Origin of the sequence: Shinella pollutisoli, from assembly GCF_024609765.1 — a bacterium.
In the GTDB taxonomy this organism is placed as follows: domain Bacteria; phylum Pseudomonadota; class Alphaproteobacteria; order Rhizobiales; family Rhizobiaceae; genus Shinella; species Shinella pollutisoli.
Window position 1 is genome coordinate 1 of sequence record NZ_JANFDG010000015.1, and the last position, 21274, is coordinate 21274.

General features: G+C 67.8%; 19 protein-coding genes and 1 tRNA gene. 6 read left to right on the plus strand and 14 right to left on the minus strand.

The window, feature by feature from the left end:
* Window positions 1-88 precede the first annotated feature (88 nt).
* Window positions 89-469 (minus strand): BRA0787 family protein, encoded by a 381-nt coding sequence (locus NNZ72_RS13370; RefSeq protein ID WP_257315814.1) that lies wholly within the window; start codon window positions 467-469, stop codon window positions 89-91.
* A gap of 364 nt (window positions 470-833) precedes the next feature.
* Between NNZ72_RS13370 and NNZ72_RS13375 the strand changes: the two genes are divergently transcribed.
* The 3 genes from NNZ72_RS13375 to NNZ72_RS13385 all read left to right on the plus strand — a co-directional run bounded on the left by NNZ72_RS13375 (window position 834) and on the right by NNZ72_RS13385 (window position 4278).
* Window positions 834-1478, plus strand: coding sequence for a TetR/AcrR family transcriptional regulator C-terminal domain-containing protein (locus NNZ72_RS13375; RefSeq protein WP_371747756.1), 645 nt, complete (start codon window positions 834-836; stop codon window positions 1476-1478).
* Between the two features lie 159 nt (window positions 1479-1637).
* Window positions 1638-2657 (plus strand): ketol-acid reductoisomerase, encoded by a 1020-nt coding sequence (gene ilvC, locus NNZ72_RS13380; protein WP_257315816.1) that lies wholly within the window; start codon window positions 1638-1640, stop codon window positions 2655-2657.
* A gap of 397 nt (window positions 2658-3054) precedes the next feature.
* The gene (locus NNZ72_RS13385; RefSeq protein WP_257315817.1) at window positions 3055-4278 is read left to right on the plus strand and encodes an aminotransferase-like domain-containing protein; all 1224 of its coding nucleotides are present in this window, start codon (window positions 3055-3057) and stop codon (window positions 4276-4278) included.
* Window positions 4279-4281: 3 nt separating this feature from the next.
* On the opposite strand, the gene NNZ72_RS13390 is transcribed toward NNZ72_RS13385, so the two are convergent.
* The 3 genes from NNZ72_RS13390 to NNZ72_RS13395 form a co-directional block, all read right to left on the minus strand.
* A complete protein-coding gene (locus tag NNZ72_RS13390) occupies window positions 4282-5487 on the minus strand; it encodes a M20/M25/M40 family metallo-hydrolase (RefSeq protein WP_306766301.1) in 1206 nt (401 codons plus the stop codon).
* Window positions 5484-5915: a hypothetical protein gene (locus NNZ72_RS25465; RefSeq protein WP_306766302.1), complete on the minus strand. Its 432-nt coding sequence runs from the start codon at window positions 5913-5915 to the stop codon at window positions 5484-5486. Before NNZ72_RS25465 ends, NNZ72_RS13390 begins: the two co-directional genes overlap by 4 nt.
* A gap of 75 nt (window positions 5916-5990) precedes the next feature.
* Window positions 5991-7601 (minus strand): hypothetical protein, encoded by a 1611-nt coding sequence (locus NNZ72_RS13395; RefSeq protein ID WP_257315818.1) that lies wholly within the window; start codon window positions 7599-7601, stop codon window positions 5991-5993.
* A 140-nt stretch (window positions 7602-7741) separates the two neighbouring features.
* Here NNZ72_RS13395 and NNZ72_RS13400 point away from each other — a divergent pair, with 140 nt between their 5' ends.
* From NNZ72_RS13400 to NNZ72_RS13410, 3 genes are all read left to right on the plus strand, one after another.
* Window positions 7742-8848, plus strand: a complete 1107-nt coding sequence (locus NNZ72_RS13400) for an endonuclease/exonuclease/phosphatase family protein (protein WP_257315819.1) — start codon at window positions 7742-7744, stop codon at window positions 8846-8848.
* Between the two features lie 97 nt (window positions 8849-8945).
* On the plus strand, window positions 8946-9866 hold the full coding sequence (locus NNZ72_RS13405; protein WP_257315820.1) for a PhzF family phenazine biosynthesis protein: 921 nt from the start codon (window positions 8946-8948) through the stop codon (window positions 9864-9866).
* Between the two features lie 116 nt (window positions 9867-9982).
* Window positions 9983-10058 (plus strand) — tRNA-Lys (locus tag NNZ72_RS13410).
* A gap of 267 nt (window positions 10059-10325) precedes the next feature.
* Here the strand turns inward: NNZ72_RS13410 and NNZ72_RS13415 are convergent.
* From NNZ72_RS13415 to NNZ72_RS13460, 10 genes are all read right to left on the minus strand, one after another.
* Window positions 10326-11015: an SDR family NAD(P)-dependent oxidoreductase gene (locus NNZ72_RS13415; RefSeq protein ID WP_257315821.1), complete on the minus strand. Its 690-nt coding sequence runs from the start codon at window positions 11013-11015 to the stop codon at window positions 10326-10328.
* A 4-nt stretch (window positions 11016-11019) separates the two neighbouring features.
* A complete protein-coding gene (locus NNZ72_RS13420; RefSeq protein ID WP_257315822.1) occupies window positions 11020-12474 on the minus strand; it encodes an NAD-dependent succinate-semialdehyde dehydrogenase in 1455 nt (484 codons plus the stop codon).
* The gene (gene gabT, locus NNZ72_RS13425; RefSeq protein ID WP_257315823.1) at window positions 12471-13775 is read right to left on the minus strand and encodes a 4-aminobutyrate--2-oxoglutarate transaminase; all 1305 of its coding nucleotides are present in this window, start codon (window positions 13773-13775) and stop codon (window positions 12471-12473) included. The genes NNZ72_RS13420 and gabT overlap by 4 nt, the downstream gene beginning before the upstream one ends.
* Before the next feature lie 92 nt (window positions 13776-13867).
* A complete protein-coding gene (locus NNZ72_RS13430; protein WP_257315824.1) occupies window positions 13868-14059 on the minus strand; it encodes a hypothetical protein in 192 nt (63 codons plus the stop codon).
* Between the two features lie 5 nt (window positions 14060-14064).
* A complete protein-coding gene (locus NNZ72_RS13435; RefSeq protein ID WP_257315825.1) occupies window positions 14065-15762 on the minus strand; it encodes a hydantoinase B/oxoprolinase family protein in 1698 nt (565 codons plus the stop codon).
* 11 nt (window positions 15763-15773) lie between these two features.
* Window positions 15774-17804, minus strand: a complete 2031-nt coding sequence (locus NNZ72_RS13440; RefSeq protein WP_257315826.1) for a hydantoinase/oxoprolinase family protein — start codon at window positions 17802-17804, stop codon at window positions 15774-15776.
* A gap of 27 nt (window positions 17805-17831) precedes the next feature.
* Window positions 17832-18548, minus strand: coding sequence for a GntR family transcriptional regulator (locus tag NNZ72_RS13445; protein WP_257315827.1), 717 nt, complete (start codon window positions 18546-18548; stop codon window positions 17832-17834).
* Window positions 18541-19587: a branched-chain amino acid ABC transporter permease gene (locus tag NNZ72_RS13450; RefSeq protein ID WP_257315828.1), complete on the minus strand. Its 1047-nt coding sequence runs from the start codon at window positions 19585-19587 to the stop codon at window positions 18541-18543. Before NNZ72_RS13450 ends, NNZ72_RS13445 begins: the two co-directional genes overlap by 8 nt.
* Entirely contained in the window at window positions 19584-20498 is a 915-nt protein-coding gene (locus NNZ72_RS13455) for a branched-chain amino acid ABC transporter permease (protein ID WP_257315829.1), read from the minus strand. The genes NNZ72_RS13450 and NNZ72_RS13455 overlap by 4 nt, the downstream gene beginning before the upstream one ends.
* Before the next feature lie 8 nt (window positions 20499-20506).
* Window positions 20507-21262 (minus strand): ABC transporter ATP-binding protein, encoded by a 756-nt coding sequence (locus NNZ72_RS13460; RefSeq protein WP_257315830.1) that lies wholly within the window; start codon window positions 21260-21262, stop codon window positions 20507-20509.
* Window positions 21263-21274 lie beyond the last annotated feature (12 nt).

Below are 21274 nucleotides of genomic sequence, written 5' to 3' on the forward strand. Positions count from 1 at the left end.
AACCACCACAATGACAAGAGGCCGGAACATCGTAACCGATGTTCCGGCCTTCCAATGTATAAGGCCCCGCGAGCGGGGCCTTCCGTGTTCAGGCCGGGCGGCGCTTGTCGACGCGGTGGTGGTCGAGGAAGGCGGCGATCGCCGCCTCGCCGCATAGCCGCCTCTGCTCGACGAGGGCGCCGGCGATGCGGGCCGCGTCGGAGAAGGTCAGGATCTCGGCGTCGGTCGCCGCGGGATTGGCCGCGAGCTTGTCGGACAGGATGTCCGCCATCACGCGCGGCAGGATGTCGGTGCAGCCGCGCATGCTTTCGAAGACGGTGCCGATCGGCAGCAGGCGGTCCTCGTAGATAACGGTCGGCTCGGCGCGTCCTTCCTCCCAGGCATCGAAGGCCTCGAGAGCGTCGCCGAACAGTTGTTGCAGCGTGATGGGAGCGTGTCCTTCGTGAAGGTCAGGCAGGAAATTCAGCATTTTCTGTCTCCTTTGCGCAAAGGCGTTGACGTCTACTCCTGCAAAGGCTCCGGTTGCCGGGCAACGCGGGCTTTCACGATTGTTAACGACGGGACATCTCTTGGGAAGCGAAAAATTTTGTCCTTTCGTCGCATACGTAACGATTGTTATGAACTCTTGTTTCAAATCAAAAGGATAACGGAAAGAAAATTTCTCGCCTCTTGTGCGGCGCAGCAACTTTTTCGCCGGCCGCACGGCGCCTTGCGCGGTCTTCGCCGGCGGAAAAGAGCGAGTCGAGGGGTGTTGACCCGGGAGCGGGATGCCGCTAGAAGATGGCGAACCGTACCGTACGGTACGCAATTTCGGGCGAATGGAGCCGGATATTTTGCAGGTCGTCGAACAGGGCGGGGAAGGCGCGGCCGCGGGCCTGACGGAACGTCAGGGCGCGGTCCTCGAACGCGCGCTCGGCCTGCTGGTCGAGGGCGGCGAGAAGGCGCTGACGACGGCGGGCGTGGCGCGCGCGGCGAACTGCTCGAAGGAAAGCCTCTACAAGTGGTTCGGCGACCGCGACGGGCTGCTCTCGGCGATGATCGCCTACCAGGCCGGCAAGGTGCGCACGGTCGAGGCGGGCGCCGGCGCGCTGTCGGCGGCAAGCCTGCGCCGGCACCTGACGGTTTTCGCGCGCGACCTGATCGACGTGCTGTCGGGCGAGGTGTCGCTGGCTCTGAACCGGCTGGCGATCGGCCAGGCGAGCCGCGAGGGCGCCAAGCTTGGCCGCCTGCTGCAGGAGCGCGGCCGGCGGCAGATCGGCAGGCGGGCGACGGCGCTGCTGGAGGCGGGGCGCAAGGCGGGGCTCATCGCCTTCGACGACGCCGAGGAGGCCTACGGCACGCTCTACGGCCTGATCGTCTCGGACATGCACCTGCGCATGCTGCTCGGCGAGGACCGGGGCGCGCTGAAGAAGGAATTCTCGCCGCGGGCGGAGAAGGCGGTCGACGCCTTCCTCACGCTCTACGGCGTGGAAAGCTAGAGCATCTCCGGCAAGGGCGCGACGCGGTTCGCCTGCGGACATGCGTGAAGACAAGGGAATTGAGCGGTCTCGCCTTTCGGAGAAAAGCGGGAATGCTCGGAAGCCGGCGGGGAGCCGCCGGTCGAAACGCAACGGACAAGCGAAGGGAAGGAACCATCGATGCGCGTCTATTACGATCGTGATGCCGATCTCAACCTCATCAAGGCGAAGAACGTCGCCATCGTCGGCTACGGCTCGCAGGGCCGGGCGCATGCGCTCAACCTCAAGGATTCGGGCGCCAAGAACGTGGCGATCGCGCTCAAGGCCGGCTCGCCGACCGTCAAGAAGGCCGAGGCCGACGGCTTCAAGGTCATGACCGTGGCGGACGCCGCCAAGTGGGCCGACCTCTTGATGATGGCGACGCCGGACGAGTTGCAGGCCGACATCTACAAGGGCGAGATCGCCGGCAACATCCGCGACGGCGCGGCGATCGCCTTCGCCCACGGCCTCAACGTCCATTTCGGCCTGATCGAGCCGAAGGCCTCGGTCGACGTCGTCATGATCGCGCCGAAGGGACCGGGCCACACGGTGCGCGGCGAATACCAGAAGGGCGGCGGCGTGCCCTGCCTCGTCGCCGTGCATCAGAACGCCTCCGGCAACGCCCTCGACCTCGCGCTCTCCTACGCCTGCGGCGTCGGCGGCGGCCGTTCGGGCATCATCGAGACCAATTTCAAGGAAGAGTGCGAAACCGACCTCTTCGGCGAGCAGGTCGTGCTCTGCGGCGGCCTGGTGGAGCTGATCCGCGCCGGCTTCGAGACACTGGTGGAAGCCGGCTACGCCCCGGAAATGGCCTATTTCGAGTGCCTGCACGAGGTGAAGCTGATCGTCGACCTGATCTACGAAGGCGGCATCGCCAACATGAACTACTCGATCTCCAACACCGCCGAGTGGGGCGAATACGTCTCCGGCCCGCGCATCATCACCGCCGAGACGAAGGCCGAGATGAAGCGCGTGCTGAAGGACATCCAGACCGGCAAGTTCACCTCCGAGTGGATGCAGGAATGGAAGGCCGGCGGCGCCCGCTTCAAGGGCATCCGCCGCAACAACGACGCCCACCAGATCGAGGAAGTCGGCGCCAAGCTGCGCGGCATGATGCCCTGGATCGGCAAGAACAAGCTGGTCGACAAGGCCGTCAACTGACCGTTCGCGCCTTGCCTTCCCCTCGATGGGAAGATGGACGCAAGCATTCCGGAGCCGGGCGGGAAACCGTCCGGCTCCTTTCGTTTGCCATGAAGTGCAAAGAGGAACAAACTGTCGTCGTATCCCGTTTCACAATCGGGAGGATCGTTCGATGACGACATTGCTCCACTACTTCGCCTGGTTCGACGTTTTCATCCTCGGCTGCATTGCCATGCTGGTGCTGCTGAGCCTTTACGGCGACCGGACGACCTGACCGGGGTCGGGGGCGGACCGACCTGGAAGGATACGCCGTCCCGGCGGCAGGTTTCCTTCGTGCGTTTATTTAGGTCAGCATTGTTGACATAATTTCGGGGCCGTGATGTGCTGCGGGCTGAGGAAAAAGCCCGAGGAAGCCCCGATGTTCACATGGGACCAGGCCTTCGCGACCCGCGCGTCGCGCATGAAGGCATCCGAAATCCGCGAATTGCTGAAACTGCTCGAACGGCCGGACATCATCTCGTTCGCCGGCGGCATTCCCGATCCCGCGCTGTTTCCGAAAGAGGCCTTCGCCGAGGCCTATGCCGAGGCGCTGTCGGGCGAGGCGGCGGCGGCCGGCCTGCAATATTCCGTCAGCGAAGGCTTCCGCCCGTTGCGCGACTGGCTGGTCGGCGAAATGGCCGGGCTCGCCATTCCCTGCACGGCCGAGAACGTCTTCATCGTCTCCGGCTCGCAGCAGGGGCTCGACTATCTCGGAAAGCTCTTCCTCTCGCCGAAGGACACCGCGCTCGTCACCTCGCCGACCTATCTCGGCGCGCTTCAGGCCTTCAACGCCTACGAGCCCGCCTACGACCGGCTGAACCTCTCCGGCAACCGTACCCCGGCGGCCTATCGCGCCGCGGCCGCGGAGGCCGGCGGGCGCGTCAAGTTCGCCTATCTCTCCGCCGATTTCGCCAACCCGACCGGCGAGACCGTCGACCGGGCGGGCCGCGAGAGGCTGCTCGACCTCGCCGCCGAGCTCGACATCCCGGTGATCGAGGACGCCGCCTACCAGTCGCTGCGCTACGACGGCGAGCCGGTGCCACCGATCCTCGCGCTCGACATCGCTCGGACCGGTCATATCGACGCCGCGCGGACAATCTATTGCGGCAGCTTCTCCAAGACGCTGGCGCCCGGCCTGCGCGTCGGCTTCATCGTCGCGGCCGCCCCCGTCGTCCGCAAGCTGGTGCTGATGAAGCAGGCGGCGGACCTGCATTCCTCGACCGTCAACCAGATGGCCGTCGCCCATGTCGCCGCGCGGCACTTCGCTACGCAGGCGGAGAAGATCCGCGCCGCCTACAGCAGCCGCCGCGATGCCATGCTGGCGGCGCTCGCCCGTCACATGCCGCCGGGCGTTTCCTGGACGAAGCCGGAGGGCGGCATGTTCGTCTGGGTGACGCTGCCGGCCGGCATGGACGGGGCGGCGCTGCTCGCCCGCGCGATCGAGACGGAGAAGGTCGCCTTCGTGCCGGGCCAGGCCTTCCATGCCGACGGCAGCGGCGCCAACACGCTGCGCCTCAGCTTCTCCCGCGCCGACGAGGCGACGATCGCCGAGGGCATCGCCCGGCTCGGCCGGGTGGTCGGCGCCGGACGGCTCGCCGCCTGAGCCTTACGGCTTCAGGCAGGCGACGGCCGCCTCGAAGACGAGGTCCGGCAGCACGCCGAACGTATAGGGCGCGTGCACGCGCTCCCATTTCTGGTGGTAGTCCCGGCCCCAGGGACCGATGTTGACGGTCGGGAAGGCGAGGAGGCCCTCGGGTGCCCGATCGGTGAAGGCGGCGGACGGCGTGTTGGCGGCGATGAGGCCGGTTTCGTCCGTCGTCGGGCGGTGGCCGAGGAAGCTCATGTCCGAAATGCCGGCGAAGATCTGCTTGAACTTGATGCCGGTGCCGTGGCGCGCCGCCACCTCCGCCGTGACGGCGGCAAGCCTCTCCCGCATCCGCTGCCCGGCCTCGCCGTTTCGGTCGAGGTGGACGAGCGGATAGTGCAGGCTGGCGAAGCCGACGATCACCGCCGGCCCCTCGATGCCCGCCTCCGTCGCGGCCGCCGCGACGATCTTGCGGCTCGCCTTCAGCGGATCGCCGCCGCCCGAGACCTCCGCGTCGAGCCGCTCCAGCCGGCCGAGCGCCGCCTCGCCGCCGCGCTCACGCACCCTGTCGAGGAGGTCGGCATAGGTGAGCACGACGCCGTCCGTCCTGCGCTTCTCCGTGCCCCGGTGGCGGGCGGCGTGCCCGTCCTCTGCGTCGAGTGCCGCCGCGAGCGCGCCCGCCACGACGGCGCGGAAGTCCGCGAGCAGCTCGGCGGCGCCGCGGCGGTGCGTCAGCCAGTTGAAGGAGAGCCAGACCCGGTCCGGCGTCGTCACGTCGTAGCCGTCGCGCAGGTCGCGCGCCTTCAGGCAGACGGGCGGCGGGGCGCGCTCGCCGAAGGCCTCGTCGGCAAGCTCCGGCACGGTGTCCACGGCGCGGACGATCTCCGCGCCTATGCGCTGCGCGCTGATGCCGTCGAACGGATAGCCCGCATGGGTCGGCCGGCCGACGACGAAGGCGAAGGGCGCGAACTTGCCGATCGAGCCGAGATAGACCGCGCGGCCCTCTTCGCCGTCGCGCATGCAGCTCGACGAATCGAGGTTGATGCCGCCGACGATGTCGAGGTCGAAGCGGCGGGCGATCTCCGGCAGCGCGTCGCGCAGGCTGCGCATGCCGCGCGAGCGGTTCTCCTCGTCGGGCGTGGCGACGAAGAGAAGGTTGCCCTCCGCGTGGGTGAGCCCGGCGAAGCGCTCCAGGACGGCGATGCCGGCGGCAAGGCCGCTCTTCATGTCGAGGAGCCCGCGGCCGGGAATGAAGTCGCCGCTCTCCAGGTCGGCGAGCGCCTGCGCCTCGGCGGCGTTGAGCGGGCGCTTTGCAGTTCGGCCAGTAGGGCGTCCGCCAGCGGCTCCGGATCGCAGGCGAGCGGCGCTAGGCTGCCGTAGTTGGCGATGGAGACCGTGTCGAAATGGCCCGCGAGCACCACCGTGCGCCGGCCGCTGCCGCGCACGAGCGCCGCGACGCTCTCCGTCATCGGCTCGCCGTGGCTCGCCACGGTGAAGAGCCGGTCGGGATGCCGCCGGAACGGGGGCAGTCCGGCGAGGAGCGCCTGCAGCCTGCCGGCAAAGGCCGCCTCGTCCGGCGAGCCGGTGACGCTCGGCCAGCGGGTCATGAGAAGCGAGAGGTCGCGCACGCGCTCGGCGGAGGACGGGTCTGGCATGGAGGAGGGCCTGTTTGCTGGAAGGGGCCGCATCATTCCAGAAAGCGGCGTGCGGTCAAGGCGTTGCGTCCCGCCTCAGGGCATGACGATGTCGATCTCCTCGCCGGCCGAGGAATAGGTGATGCGCCCGCCCTTCCAGCCGTCCGGGCTTTCGATGCGGATCTCCAGCGTCACCTTGCCGTCGGGCGAGGGGACCATGAAGTCGCCGGTTGGCGTCATGAGCTGGCCGATGGAGAAGGTGTAGCGCGAGCGTGCCATCTCGGGGCCCACGTGCAGGCGGGTGAAGGTCCGCGCCGTCAACTCGCCGAGCTTGTCGGCGCTGAAGAAGGCGATGTCGTCGAGCGTGTAGAGCCGTTCCGGCCGGAACTCCGCCTCCCAGGGCATCATCATGCCCGAGGCGGAGATGCCGCGCTCGGTGACGTGGTAGTTGCGCATCGTGCCGGGCGCGTCGGGCACCTCGGCGAGGATCTGCATCGATTCCCTGTCGACGATGATCTCGGCGAAGCGCGCGGTTTCGCCGAACTGCTCCCGGAGCATGCCGAAGACCTTCAGGGTCGTCGCCGGATCGAGCCAGTCGCGGCTCTTGCGGCGCGACGGCGGCAGGTCGACGGCGCGCACCTCGCCCGTCGCCGTCAGGTCCACCGAGCCGGAATTCGAGATGAACGCCACCTCGCCGCCCGTCGCGAAATCCGTGAAGCGCACCGTCCAGCGCAGCTCCGGTTTGCCGGGCCCGTCGGTGAAGCGGCGCAGCATCATGTAGTTGATCGTCGACCGGTCGTTGCCCCACGCCGTCTTCGCCGCCTCGCGGATGGCGGAAAGCGAGGAGAGGTCCACCTCGGAGAGCGAGAAGACCTGCTCGGGATCGGTGCCGGGGAAGAGCGGCCAGGCGGAGGCCGAGCGCGTCACGCCGGAAACGGTCCAGGTGTAGCTGACCGTCTGCTCCTTCTGCGTCGGATGGTCCGCCTTCACCTGCACCGAGCGCGAATCGACCGTCAGGTCGCGCACGACCCGCCCGCTGCCGGCTGCGCCGAGGAGGCTTTCCAGCGCGGCTTCCTTCGGCCAGTCCTCGTCGTCGATGAGGTGCATGTTGCGGGCGCGGTTGGTGTTGGAGAGGTCGCCGCCGACGATCTCGCCGCCCGCGTCCGCATAGACGGTGGCGCTCTCGCGCGGCGAGGCGACGTAGATCGACCAGCGGATGTCGCCGTAGCTCGGGGACGGCAGGAGATGGACGCGGCGGGCGATCTCGATCGACTTGACCGCGCCCCCGTCCTCCAGCTTCGCATAGGCGACCGCTTTCGCCGCGACCGTGTCGACCCTGTCGAGCGCCACCGCATCCAGCGCGAACAGGCCGGAGGCGAGGTCGGCCACCATGCCCGGCGCGGCGACCGGCGTCGGACCGCGCACCGATTCGAAGGCGAAGAACAGGCGGCTTGCGGTGCGCACGCGCCATTCGTTCATGTCGCCCGCGCGCGCGGCGTCGCGCAGGACGAGCGTGATCTCGCGGTCGGTGATGCGGATCGTGTGCGCCTGCGGCGCGGGCGAAAGGCCGTCGACGACCTTGTCGATGGCGCGCGCGGCCTCGCCGGGCTCGGCGAGATAGTCGGCGCGGGCCGGCAGGCAGGCGACGAACAGCGCGAGGAGCCACGCCCCGACGCAGGCCCGCCAGTCGATCCGTACCGCCCCCATGGCATCCTCCCCGCCGGAAACCGGAATTTGCCTATGATGAGGACGAAGCGCGGCGCGCGCTTATTCGCCGGCCGGCAAAAAGACCGTTTTCCATCCTTCGCCCGCTGGCTACACTCCGCCCGCCACGACGGAAGGAAGACATGTCGCTACGCCTCGCCACGTTCAACATCGAAAACCTCATGACCCGCTTCGACTTCACGGGGTTCCGCAACCAGCTCCGGCAGGACCGGGTGCTCCGGCTCTTCGACATCCGCAACGAGGCGGAATACCAGCGGCTGGAGGAGGCGCGCACCGTGGCGCACACCGACGACGCGCGCCAGCACTCCGCGCTCGCCATCGCCGACGCGGACGCGGACATCCTCTGCCTGCAGGAGGTCGACAACATGGCCGCGCTCCAGGCCTTCGAATACGGCTACCTCTTCCGCATGGTCGGCAACGGCTACCGGCAGAAGTACCTGATCGAGGGCAACGACAGCCGCGGCATCGACGTCTGCGTGCTGATGCGTGAGGAGACGCGCGACGGCCAGCCGATCGAATGCGTCGACGTGCGCAGCCATGCCTCCGTGACCTATCGCGACTTCGGCCTCTACACGCCCAACCTCGGCCCGGGCCTCAACCCCGACGACAAGATCTTCAAGCGCGACTGCCTGGAGATGGACCTCAGGATCGGCGGGCGGCCGCTGACGCTCTACGTCGTGCACTTCAAGTCGATGGGCCCGGGGCGGGAGGGGCTCGACGGCCGCCAGTCGACCATGCCGATCCGCTTTGCCGAGGCGCGCGCCGTGCGCCGCATCGTCGAGGACCGCTTCGGCCGCAACCGCGCCGCGGCGAAGAACTTCGCGATCTGCGGCGACATGAACGACTACCAGGAGAAGCTGTCGATCGAGGGCGACCGGCGCAATGGCTATCGCTTCGTGCCGGTGCGCGAGGAGGCAAGCGCGCTCGACGTCTTCACCGCCGACGGCTTCGTCGTCAATCCGGTCGAGCGCCGGCCGGTCGAGGACCGCTGGACGCTCTATCACAGCCGCGGGCCGGAGGAGCGCCATCTCTGCCAGCTCGACTATATCTGGCTGTCGCCGGCGCTCGCCGAGCGCAACGCGCTGCGCGTGCCCGAGATCGTGCGTGCCGGCCAGCCCTTCCGCACGCTGTTTCCGCCGGGCCAGGAGGTGGAGCGCTATCCGCGCATCGGCTGGGACCGGCCGAAGGCCTCCGACCATTGCCCGGTCGTCATGACGCTCGATCTGTGACGCCGCGACGCGGGATTTCCGCTTGCCCGGGCGGGGGCGGTCGTGCAGGTTTAGCCCGCCGCCGGGCCTTGCCTCTTCGTGAAACCGGGAGATTCGTTTGCCACGCCGCTACGCCATCTACGACGTCTTCACCGACACGCGCCTCGCCGGCAATCCGCTCGCCGTCGTCTTCGACGCCGACGGGCTCGATACTGCCGCGATGCAGAAGATCGCGGGCGAGTTCAACCTGTCGGAGACCGTCTTCGTGACGGCGCCGGAGAACCCGGCGCATACGGCCCGGCTGCGCATCTTCACGCCCGGCCGCGAACTGCCCTTCGCCGGCCATCCGACGGTCGGCGCGGCGATCGCCATCGCCGAGGCGGGCGAGGGGCGGGCGGGCGGGCTGCCGCTCGACCTCGTCAGCGTGCTGGAGGAGAATGTCGGGCCGGTGCGCTGCGCCGTGCGGCTTTCGGCGGGGACGGCTGCCTTCGCCGAATTCGACCTGCCGCGCCGGTCCGTGCGCATCGACGCCGGCTTCGACCGCCAGGCGCTCGCCGACGCCTTCAGCCTGAAGCCGGGGCAGATCGGCTTCGAGAACCACGTGCCGTCGCTGTGGAGCGCCGGCGTCGCCTTCGTCCTGGTGCCGGTGCACGGCCTTGCCGCGGCGGCGGCCGTCGATTTCGATCCGATGTTGTGGGAGCGCTGCGCGCCCTTCGCCGAGGGGAGACTTGCGGCGGCCTATGTCTATTGCCGCGGCGGGGTGAACCACAACGCCCGCTTCCACGCGCGCATGTTCGCGCCCGACATGGGGATCGCCGAGGATCCGGCGACGGGCGCCGCCGTCGCCGCCCTTTCCGGCGCGATCCATCATTTCGACGCCCCGGTCGACGGCCACCATCCCTTCCTCGTCGAGCAGGGCGTGGAGATGGGCCGCCCCTCCTTCATCCACCTGCATCTCGACGTGGCGGGCGGCCAGGTTGCCGGCGCGCGGATCGGCGGGCAGGCGGTGCGGCTCGCCACGGGCGACCTCTGTTTGTGACGGCCGTTTTGCGCCTGCGAAAAAATCCGCCGGGCCGGCGATTTTTTCTCGAACGCATATGGACAAGCCCGCCGAAGGCCATTATACGCCCCTCCAGACCGCCGGAGCGGTCGTGTGGGTGATTAGCTCAGTTGGTAGAGCAGCTGACTCTTAATCAGCGGGTCCACGGTTCGAGCCCGTGATCACCCACCAATCAAGCCTATGATATCGTTGATGTCTTCTCGATTTCTCAAGAGGATTGGCGCCGCTGATTATCTTGCGATCGGAAACGGTTTCCAATTCAGGTTTCGTTCTGGTTCCTGAATGCCTCTTGCTGGCAAGTGCCCACCCTTTGAAATTGGCCCGGCTCTTCGATTCTACCCCGGTGCCTTTTGCGGCCCATAGTACTAATCTGCGGCCTCGAACGTGGACCGCGCTCGTCGAAGAGCGCCGAAGGCGAGGCCCGCCATCTCTTGAAATCTACCACGCGACCGTTTTGTTGCGGTAATCGACGAAATGAACGCCGCGGCTGCCGGAGCGCGTGACCAGCGTTTCGACGATCCCGGCGGCGCTCGTCGCCACGTCGAGCGGGGCGGCGTCCCCGCCCATGTCGGTGCGCACCCATCCGGGCGAGAGGGCGAGATAGGTCCGTCCGTCGGGATGGCGGGCGGCGAAGCTCTTCATCAGCTGGTTGAGCGCGGCCCTGCTGGCACGATAGGCCTCCCATCCGCTGCCGGCATTGCCGGCGACGCTGCCCATGTTGGACGACATCACGGCGACGACGCCCGCCGGCGCGACCAGGCCATGGAGCGCTGCGACGACCCGTAACGGCGAGAGCGCGTTGGTGACCATGACCTCGACGAAATCCTCCACGGGTACGGCCTCGATCGGGGCGGCAGGATCGTTGGCGATGCCGGCATTGACGAACAGGACATCGAGGACGCTGCCTAAGAGCGCGTTGCGCAGGCGGACGATCTCCTCCGGCGCGTTGATGTCCAGGGTCTCGATCCTGTGCACGCCCCTCTCGGCGAGGGCGGCACGGCCGCGCTCGTCGCGCACCGTGGCGATCACCTCGAAGCCGCGGGACAGAAAGGCCTCGGCGAGACCGAGGCCGAGGCCGCGCGAGGCTCCGACGACCAGCGCGACCTTGCCGGCGGGTTCCTCCGCCATGGCGCTATGTCCTCCCGAGCCCGCCGAAGCAGGCATATTTCAGCTCGACATACTCCTCGATGCCGTATTTCGAGCCTTCGCGGCCGAAGCCGCTCTCCTTGATGCCGCCGAACGGGGCGAGCTCCGTCGAGATCAGCCCCTCGTTGATGCCGACCATGCCGAATTGCAGCTCTTCCAGCACGTGCCAGATCCGCCCGATGTCGCGCGCGTAGAAATAGGCCATCAGGCCGTAGCGCGTGTCGTTGGCAAGGCGGATGACCTCGGCCTCGTCGGAAAAGCGGAAGACCGGCGCGATCGGGCCGAAGGCCTCCTCGCGCGCAAGCCGCATCGAGGCCTGCATGCCGGAAAGCACGGTCGGCTGAAACCAGGTGCCGCCGAGCGCATGACGCCTGCCGCCGGTCTGGACATGCGCGCCTTGGCCGACGGCATCGCCGATCAGCTCGGCGACCTTGACCACCGCCTTCTCGTTTATCAGCGGCCCCTGAACGATGTCGGGCGCTGCCCCGTCGCCGACCTTCAGGCGCGCGACCTCGTCCGTCAGCTTCGCCACGAACGCATCGTGGATACCGTCCTGCACGTAGATGCGGTTGGTGCACACGCAGGTCTGGCCGGAATTGCGGAACTTCGAGGCGATCGCGCCGGCGACGGCGAGGTCGAGGTCGGCATCGTCGAAGACGATGAAGGGCGCATTGCCGCCGAGTTCCAGCGACAGCTTCTTCAGCGTGTCGGCGCATTGCCGCATCAGGAGCTTGCCGACGGCGGTCGAGCCGGTGAAGGAGAGCTTGCGGATCACCGGATGCTCGCAGAGCAGGCGGCCGATGCCCGCGGCGTCCTTCGAGGGCACGACGTTGAGCACGCCGGCCGGAATGCCGGCCTGATCCGCCAGCGCCGCGAGCGCCAGCGCCGTCAGCGGCGTCTCCTCGGAGGGCTTGACGACCATGGTGCAGCCGGCGGCGAGTGCCGCGGCCGCCTTGCGGGTGATCATCGCCAGCGGGAAATTCCAGGGCGTGATGGCGGCGCATACCCCGATCGGCTGTTTCAGCACGACGAAACGCCGGTCGCGCCCGGCCGACGGGATGACGTCGCCATAGACCCGCTTGGCCTCCTCGGAGAACCAGTCGACGAAGGATGCACCGAACGCCACCTCGCCGCGCGCCTCGTAGAGCGGCTTGCCCTGCTCGGCGGTGATCAGCCGGGCGAGGTCTTCCGTATGGGCGGTGATCAGGTCGAACCAGGCGCGCAGCAGCTTTGCCCGCTCCCTGGCCGGGCGCCCGCGCCAGTCCACCTGCGCCCGCTCGGCGGCGCGGACCGCGGTCTCGACATCGGCGGCGGAGAGATCGGCAACCTCTGCCAGAACCGCGCCGGTGGCGGGGTTGCGCACCGCAAAGGTCGCGCCCGTCTCGGCCGCGACCCACGCGCCGTCGACGAAGGCGCGGTCGCGCAGGAGCGCGGGGGTCATTGCCCGCTCTCCGCCTTTTCAAGCGCAGCGCGCAGGCTGTCCTTCAGGATGGCGATACCCTCGTCAAGGTGCTCGAAGGGGATGGTCAATGGCGTCAGCACGCGCACGACATTGCCATGCACGCCGCAGGAGAGCAGCAAGAGACCCTTTTCGGCGGCAGTGTGGGTGATGGCTTTCACCAGCTCCGGCCAGGGCTGGCGCGTCTCGCGGTCGCGCACGAATTCGATCGCCACCATGGCGCCGAGGCTGCGCACCTCGCCGATGCAGGCGAATTCGTTGCCCTCCTGCCAATCCCTGAAGACGTCGGTGAGGCGGCGGCCGACCTCGTTTGCGCGGTCGATCAGTTTTTCGTCCTCGATGATGTCGAGAACCGCGAGCGAGGCCGCACAGGAGAGCGGATTGCCGGCGAAGGTGGAGCCGACGCCGCCCATGGGGATCTTGTCCATGATGCTGGCGCGGCCGGTGACGGCGGCGATCGGAAAGCCGCCGCCGAGCCCCTTGGCCATGGTGACGATATCGGCGGCAACGCCGGCATGCTCCATCGCGAACATCTTTCCGGTGCGGGCAAAACCGGTCTGGATCTCGTCGGCGATCAGCAGGATGCCGTGTTCGTCGCAGATTTCGCGCAGCGTGCGCAGGAAGGTGACGGGCGCCGGATAAAAGCCGCCTTCGCCCTGCACCGGCTCGACAAAAATGCCGGCGACGCGGGTGGGATCGACCTCGGAGCGGAAGAAACGGTCGAGCGCCGTCAGCGACTCCTGCTCGGAGATGCCGTGATAGGCGATCGGGAACGGCAGGTGGAAGACGTCCGGCACCAGCGGGCCGAAGCCGGCCTTGTAAGGGGTGGTCTTGCCGGTCAGCGTCATCGCCATCAGCGTGCGGCCATGGAAACCGCCGGAAAAGGCGACGAAGGCCGAACGGCCGGTGGCGGCGCGCGCGATCTTGGCGGCGTTCTCGATGGCCTCAGCGCCGGTCGAGACGAGGAAGGTCTTCTTCGGGAAATCGCCGGGCACCAGCGCGTTCAGCTTCTCGCAGACCGCGACGTAATCGATATAGGGCGTGGTCTGGAACGAGGTATGGGTGACCTTGTCGAGCTGGCGGCGGACGCGCTCGACCACTCTGGGATGGCGATGGCCGGTATTGTTGACGGCGATGCCGGCGGCGAAGTCGATATAGCGCTTGCCCTCGACATCCCACAATTCGGCATTCTCGGCCTTCTCGATATAGACGTCGAGATGCTTCGACAGGCCGGCCGGAATCGCGGCGCTGCGCCGTGCCGCGAAGGCAGCGTTCGTGGGCATGGGTGTCTCCTCGGTTTGTTGTCAAGGCGCGGCCGGATTGCCGCGGCCTGGCGGTCGGTCCCGCTTCTTCCGGCGGTACCGGCCATCGGAACTCAGTGGGCCGCCTCGGCGTGGCGGGCGTCCCGTTCGATCTTCCAGTCGACGCATTCCTGCGAGCAGTAGGTCTGCCCGTCATGCGTCTTCTTGCGGGCGGCGTCCTCGGCCGAGGCCTCGTAGATCAGCACGCCGCAATTGGCGCATTTCGTGTAGCTTTCGATGTAAAGCCCGTTCAGCGAAAATTTCATGGATCTCAGGCCTCCTGGTAGCCGTAATGTTTCAGGGCGGCCTCCTTCGAGACGTAGCCCTCGCGGACGTCCTCGGCGATCGCCGCCGGGTCGCGCCTGGCCGGATCGCCGTAGCCGCCGCCGCCGGGGGTGACGAGGCGCACGCGGTCGCCGCGGCGGATCGAGACGTTGGAATAGCGGCTGGTCGAGGCCTTGCCGTAGGCCTCGCGCATCGTCTGCCAGGCGTTGTGGCCGGCCTTCATGACGAGCGTCGCGCCGACGCCGCCCTCGGTGCCGCCGTTCAGCCCCCACGGGGCGAGCAGGTGGCGGTCGGTCATCTGCGAGCAGATGATCTCGTCGTTGAGGCAGAGCATCTGCTTGGTGTAGCCGACCCCGCCGCGATACTGTCCGGCGCCGCCGGCGTCGACGTTGAAGGCAAGGCTCTCGATGCGCCAGGGGAAACGCGTCTCGTAGACCTCGACCGGCGTGATGCGGCAATTGCCGTTGATCGAGTCGACGCCGTCGTTGCCGTCGGCGAAGGCGCGCCCGCCCCAGCCGACCGCCTCCAGGTCGTAGCAGGCGAAGAACTCCTTGGTCTCGGCATCGACGCCGCCGAAGACGAAGTTGCAATGGGTCGCCCCTTCCGCCGCCATCACCCGGTCCGGGACGGCCGGCGCCATGGCGCCGAGGATCGTGCCGACGATGCGCGGATGGGTCTCGGTGTTGCCGCCGACCTCGGGGGCGGGAAAGTCGACATTGACGATCGAGCCCGGCGGCGCCATCACGCGGATCGGCCGGAAGCAGCCGGAATTGCGCGGGATGGTCGGGTCGGTCATGTGCAGCACGGCGTTGTAGGCCGCGGAGGTCGCGACGCCGAGCGTGGCGTTGATCGGGCCGGAGGCCTGCGGCGAGGAGCCGTGGTAGTCGATGATGATCTCGCCGCCGCGCTTGTGCACCTCCACGTTGATCGTGTAGGTGCGCTCCGCGTCGATGCCGTCGCTCTCGATCTTGTCGGAAAAGGCGTAGATGCCGTCGGGGATCGCCTCCAGCTCGGCGCGCATGCGCCGCTCCGAATAGAGCAGGAGGTCGTTGACGGTCTCCTTGATCTTCTCCTTGCCGTATTTCCTGTAGATCTGCGTCATCTGCTTCTCGCCGAGATCGACGGCGGCGATGAGGGCGCGCAGGTCCCCGTAGTTGACGCGCGGCGTGCGCACGTTGGCGAGCAGCAGCTTCCACACCTCGACATTGTCCTTGCCGTTCTTCTTGATCTTCACCGGCGGGATGCGGATGCCCTCCTGGAAGATCTCCGTCGCCTCGCCGCAGAAGCCGCCGGGCGCCATGCCGCCGACCTCGGCGATATGGCCGATGGCGACGGCGAAGCCCATGATCTCGCCGTCGACGAAGATCGGCTTGAAGAAGGTGTGCTCGGGCGTGTGCAGGCCGCCGCGATAGGGGTCGTTGTGCAGGATGACGTCGCCTTCCTCGATCTCGCCGATCGGGATCTCCTTGAGGCACGACTTGATGAGCAGCGGCATGCCGCCGATCTGCGCCGGGCAATAGTCGGCGACGGCCATCATGTCGCCGTTCATGTCGGCGAGCCCGCAGGTGAAGTCGAGCGCCTCGTTGAAGATCGTCGAATAGGACGTCTTCATCAGCACGATCCCCATCTCCTTGCAGAGCGAGACCATGCTGGATTCCAGGATGTTCATCGTTACGAAGTCCATGGCGGTGCTCCTCAGGCGGAAATGATCAGGTTGCCGAGCCGGTCGACGCTGAGCGTCTGCTTCGGCCGCAGGATGGTGACGGAGGCGCTCTCCTCGACGATGGCCGGGCCGGCGATGGTCTGGCCCTGCCGCAGGCCGCCGCGGTCGTAGGTCGCGACCTCGTGCCAGCCGTCCTCGTAGCGCACCTTGCGGCTGCCCGAGGGCACGGGCGCGCCCTCGCCCCTTTCGAGCTCGCGCATCTGCGGCTTCTCCGAGACCGCGACGGCGACGACCTTGATATTGACCGTCTCGATGGTCTCGCCGGGGATCGAGAAGCCGAAGCGGTTCTGGTGCTCCTCGTGGAAGCGCTCCCAGAGGTCGGCGATCGTCACGTCGTTGAAGTCGTTGCCGGGGAAGCTCAGCTCCAGCTCGTGGTTCTGGCCGAAGTAGCGCGCCTCGATCGAGCGGTAGATCTCGACCTTCTGGCGGTAGCCCTGCGAGACGAGCTCGGCGATCGCGCCGTCCACCAGCTCCGTCATCGCCGCCGTGGCGCGCGCACCGTCGAAGAACTTCGAGGTCTGCTGCACCGTGCGGTGCCGGTCGACGCGCGCGTCGGTCATGATGAAGCCGAAGGCGGAGAACTGGCCGGGATAGTTCGGCACGATGCCCTGCGGGATGCCGGAAATATCCATGAGGTCGCAGATATGCACCGGGCCGGCGCCGCCCGAGGCGACGAGGGTGAAGTCGCGCGGGTCGAGGCCGCGCTGCAGGAGCACGGCGCGCAGCGCCCCCAGCATGTTGTTGTTGGCGATCTGCACCATGGCGAAGGCGGCTGCGTCGACTTCGAGGCCGAGCTGGTCGGCGACCGTCTTCACCGCGCGGTGCGCCGCCGCCGCGTCGAGCTTCATCTTGCCGCCGAGGAAATAGTCGGGATTGATGCGGCCGAGCACGACGTTGGCGTCCGTCACGGTGGCGTTCTCGCCGCCGCGGCCGTAGCAGGCGGGACCGGGTGCCGCCCCCGCCGACTGCGGGCCCATGCGCAGCATGCCGCCCTTGTCGATCCAGGCGATCGAACCGCCGCCCGCGCCGATCGTGTGGATGTCGATCATCGGGATCTGGATCGGCAGGCCCCATTCGATCTCGAAGCTCGTCGTCACGTGCTCCATGCCGTCGACGACGGTCGAGCAGTCGGTCGAGGTGCCGCCCATGTCGAAGGTGACGAGGTTCCTGATGCCGGTGAGCTCAGAAAGCACGCGCGTCGCCACGACCGCGCCGGTCGGGCCGGAGAGCGTCATCTGCACCGGCGCGTCGGCCGCGCCCTTCAGCGTGGATTCGCCGCCGTTCGACTTGATCACGCCGATCTTGTCACCGATGCCGATCGCGGCGAGCCGCTTGTGCATGCGGTTGAAGCTGTCGGAGACGATCGGCTTCAGATAGGCGTCGGCGATCGTCGTCGAGGCGCGGTCGTATTCCTTCCACTTCGGCAGCACGTCGTAGGAGATCGAGATCGGCATGCCGGGCAGCTCCTCGGCGAGGATGTCGCGGATGCGCTGCTCGTGGCGCGGGTCGATATAGGAGAAGAGCGTGCAGACCGCGATCGCCTCGATCGTGCCGTCGGCCCTGATCCGGCCCGCCAGCTCGCGCACCGCGGCCTCGTCGAGCGGCTCGACCACCTCGCCCTTGGCGCTCAGGCGCTCGGCGATCTCGTGGGTGTCGGCGCGCTTGACGAGCGGCTTGGTCTTGATCCAGGTGATGTCGTAGTGGCTGCGGCGGTCGCCGCGCTGGATGAAGGGAACGTCGCGGAAGCCGGCGGTGGTGACATAGGCCACCTTGGCGCCGCGCCGGGTGAGCAGCGCGTTGGTGGCGATCGTCGTGCCGAGGCGCATCTTGTCGACGGCGGCGACGTCCTCGACCTGCGAAAGGCCTTGCAGCACGCCCTCGATCGGCTCGGCGGGCGTCGTCAGGTTCTTCCAGTTCTCGATGGTGCCGGTCGCGGCATCGTAGAAAACGAAATCGGTGAACGTCCCCCCGATGTCGATGCCGATGATTTTGCTGTCAGGCATTGTTCCCTCTTTTCTTGAATGGTCCAGTCAGGACGAGCGGGGCTTTTCCCGTTCGTAAGCTTCGAGCAGGTGGCGCCAGGAATCGCGGATATGGTCGGTGATCGCGTCCATCGCCTTGGCCGGGTCGCGGCTGCGCAGCGCCTCCACCACCGGCCAGTGGTCGACGGCGGCGGCCATCAGGCTCTCGAACTGCCGCTCGGCCATGGTGATCAGCATCTGCACCTCAGCTTGGATGTTGGTGAAGGCGTGCAGCGTCTGGCGGTTCTTCGACAGCCGGCAGATCTCGAGGTGGAAGGAAAGGTCGTTCTCGACGACGCCGATCTCGTCATTGGCATTGGCGGCGGCGACCATGGCCTCGACGACGCCGGCGATGCGGTCGATGTCTGCGTCCGACATCTGCGGCAGCGCCTGCTCGACGGCGAAGCGCTCGACGACGACGCGGAAGGAGAAGATCTCGTCGATGTCGCTTAGCAGGAAGGTCCGCACGAAGGTTCCCTTGCGCGGCACGGCGACGAGCAGCCCGCGCTCCTCCAGCCGGCGCACGGCCTCGCGGATCGGGTTGCGGCTGATGCCGAGCTGGCGGGCGAGCTCCGCCTCGTTGATGCGCTGGCCAGGCTGCAGCCGGCCGAAGATCAGCTCCCGGACCAGGAAGGTCGAGACCTGGTCGGAGAGCATGCGGTTGTCGATGATTGGCGACGGTTCCTCGGCGGCGGAGAGAGGGTTGAAGAGAAGATGGTTAGCCATGGACGAGCCCTTTCTCGCGATGCGTGTGCTGCGGCAGGCCTATTTCCCGTCCTGCCATGATTCCGTTCTTGCGGAAGATCAGTATCAACAGCATGAACGCCGCGATGATAAGCTCCTGCGTGCCGGCCGGGATCGACCATTGCCCTCCGCCCACCGAAATTCCCGCCTCCAGCCGGCGGAAGAGATCGACGATCGTCGTGACGACGACGACGCCGGCGACCGCGCCGGCGAGGCTGCCCATGCCGCCGACGATCAGCATGGCAAGTGCCAGGAAGGTGAAGCTCAGGAAGAAGTTGTTGATCGACACCGTGCCGAGAAAATGCGCCTGCAGCACGCCGCCGAGGCCGACGACGAAGCCGGACAGCGTGAAGGCGATGAGCCGCGACCAGTAGAGCGAGATGCCGGAGGCGGCGGCCGCCACCTCGTCCTCCCGCGTCGCGCGGATCGCAAGGCCGAAGGCGGAGGTCTGGTAGAGCCAGGCGACGACGATCGCCAGTAAGGCGCAGCCGAAGGCGAGCCAGGCCGTCACATAGGTCGGCAGACCGACGATCGAGGCAGAGCCCATCGTCACGCTGTCCCAGTTGGAATAGACGACGTTCAGGATGAACAGCACGGCGAGCGTCGAGATCGAGGCGGCAAGGCCGGTGAGGCGCATGAGGACGAGGCCGGTGAGGAAGGCGGCACCGCCGGCGAGCAGGATGGAGACGAGGGCCGACGGCAACAACGGGATGCTCTGGTCGCGCAGGAAGGGCGGCAGACCCGACATGGTGATCGGCTTCAGCATCTCGCAGCAGGTCTGCCACGCCGAGGCATAGGCGGCGATCGCCATGAAGGTGGCGTGCCCGAAGGAGATGATGCCGGAATTGCCGACGAAGATGTAGAGCCCGACGACGATGACGATGCTGATCAGCATCTCGATCACCGTGCGCTGCAGCGACAGGCCGCCGAACTGGTCGGTGAGCGCCACGATCACGGCGAGCGGCACGACGATCGCCAGCACCGGGAACCAGAAGTGGAAAACGGCGTCGCTCTTCATCATACGCGCTCCTTGGCGGCACTGGTGACGATCAGGCCCTGCGGGCGGACGAGCAGGATCAGGATGACGAGGGTGAAGACGCCGGCATCCCGGAACGGCCTGAGATCCGGCGGCAGGTAGGTCTGCAGGAGCACGCTCGCGACGCCGACGAGGAAGCCGCCGAGGGCCGCGCCCGGCAGCGAGCCCATGCCGCCGATGACGGTGGCGAAGAAGGCATAGACGACGGGCATCAGCCCCATGCGCAGATCGAGCGTGCCGGTCTGGATGGTCAGCAGCAGCGACACGGCGCCGCCGAGCAGGCCGGAGATGGCGAAGGCGAGCGCGATCACCCGGTTCGCCGGCATGCCGAGCAGGCGGGCCATCTGGAAGTTCTCCGCCGCCGCCCGCATCTGGATGCCGAGCGGCGTCTTCTTGAGGAAGAGCACGAGCGCGACGAGCAGGCCGGCGGCGACGACCATGGTCAGCAGCTGGACGCCGGGGATGCGCACGCCGGCGATCTCCACCGCGCTTGCGAGCCCCTGGCCGATGCCGACCGATTTCGGTCGGCCGGTATGGACCAGCATGACGAGGTTCTGCAGGAAATAGCTGACGGCGAAGGAGGAGATGAGCAGCGTCGACGGATTGGAGTTGCGCAGCGGCCGGAAGGCGACGCGCTCGGTGGCGAGCGCCAGCACGACGACGACCAGGAGCACGCCGCCGATCATCAGCGCGGCGGGCAGCGCGCCGAGGAGGAGGGGCGGGGTGACGCTCGCCGTCGGCACGACCAGCGCATAGGCGCCGATGGTGATGTAGTCGGCCTGGGCGAAGTTGATGAGCCGCATGACGCCGAAGACGAGGCCGATCGCCAGCGCCACCAGGGCATAGAGGCTTCCGAGGGCGATGGCGTCGACGAGAACCTGGACGATGTTGGCCATGGCGGGTCCTAGATCGCGAGCGTGCGGTCCGACGCCTTCTCGCCGAGATAGGCGCGGCGGACGACGGGGTTCATCTGGATGTCGGCGGGCGAGCCTTCGGCAAGGCTCTGGCCGCCGTCGAGGACATGGATGCGCTCGCACACGCCCATGATCACCTTCATGTTGTGCTCGATCAGCAGCACGCCGCAGCCGAAGCGCTCGGGCAACCGTGCGATCAGCTCCATCAGCGCCTCGCATTCGGCGTCGTTCATGCCCGAGGCGGGCTCGTCGAGCAGCGCGAAGGACGGCTCGAGCGCGAGCGCGCGGGCGATGCTGACGCGCCGCTCGTCGCCGTAGGAGAGGCTGTCGCAGCGCAGGTCCGCCTTGCCGGCAAGCCCCATCCAGTCGAGGATGCCGAGCGCGCGCTCGCGGGCCGGGCGGCGCGCGAGGCCGGCGCCGATCGCGGCGACCGAGAGGTTCTGCTCGACCGTCATCGCCCGGAACAGCCGGGCCGCCTGGAAGCTGCGCGCCACGCCGGCCTGGGCGATCTTGCGGGCCGAAAGGCGCGAGACGTCGATGTCGTCGAGGCGGATCGCGCCGCTCGTCGGCCGCTGGAAGCCGCTCAGCACGTTGACCATGGTGGTCTTGCCGGCACCGTTCGGCCCGATGAGGCCGAGGATCTCGCCGCGCTTCAACGAAAGGTCGACGCCGCTCAGCGCGCGGATGCCGCCGAAGGCGACCGCGACGCCGCGGGCTTCGAGCCTTTCTTTCGAGGAACGTGACATGGCCAGGGAACC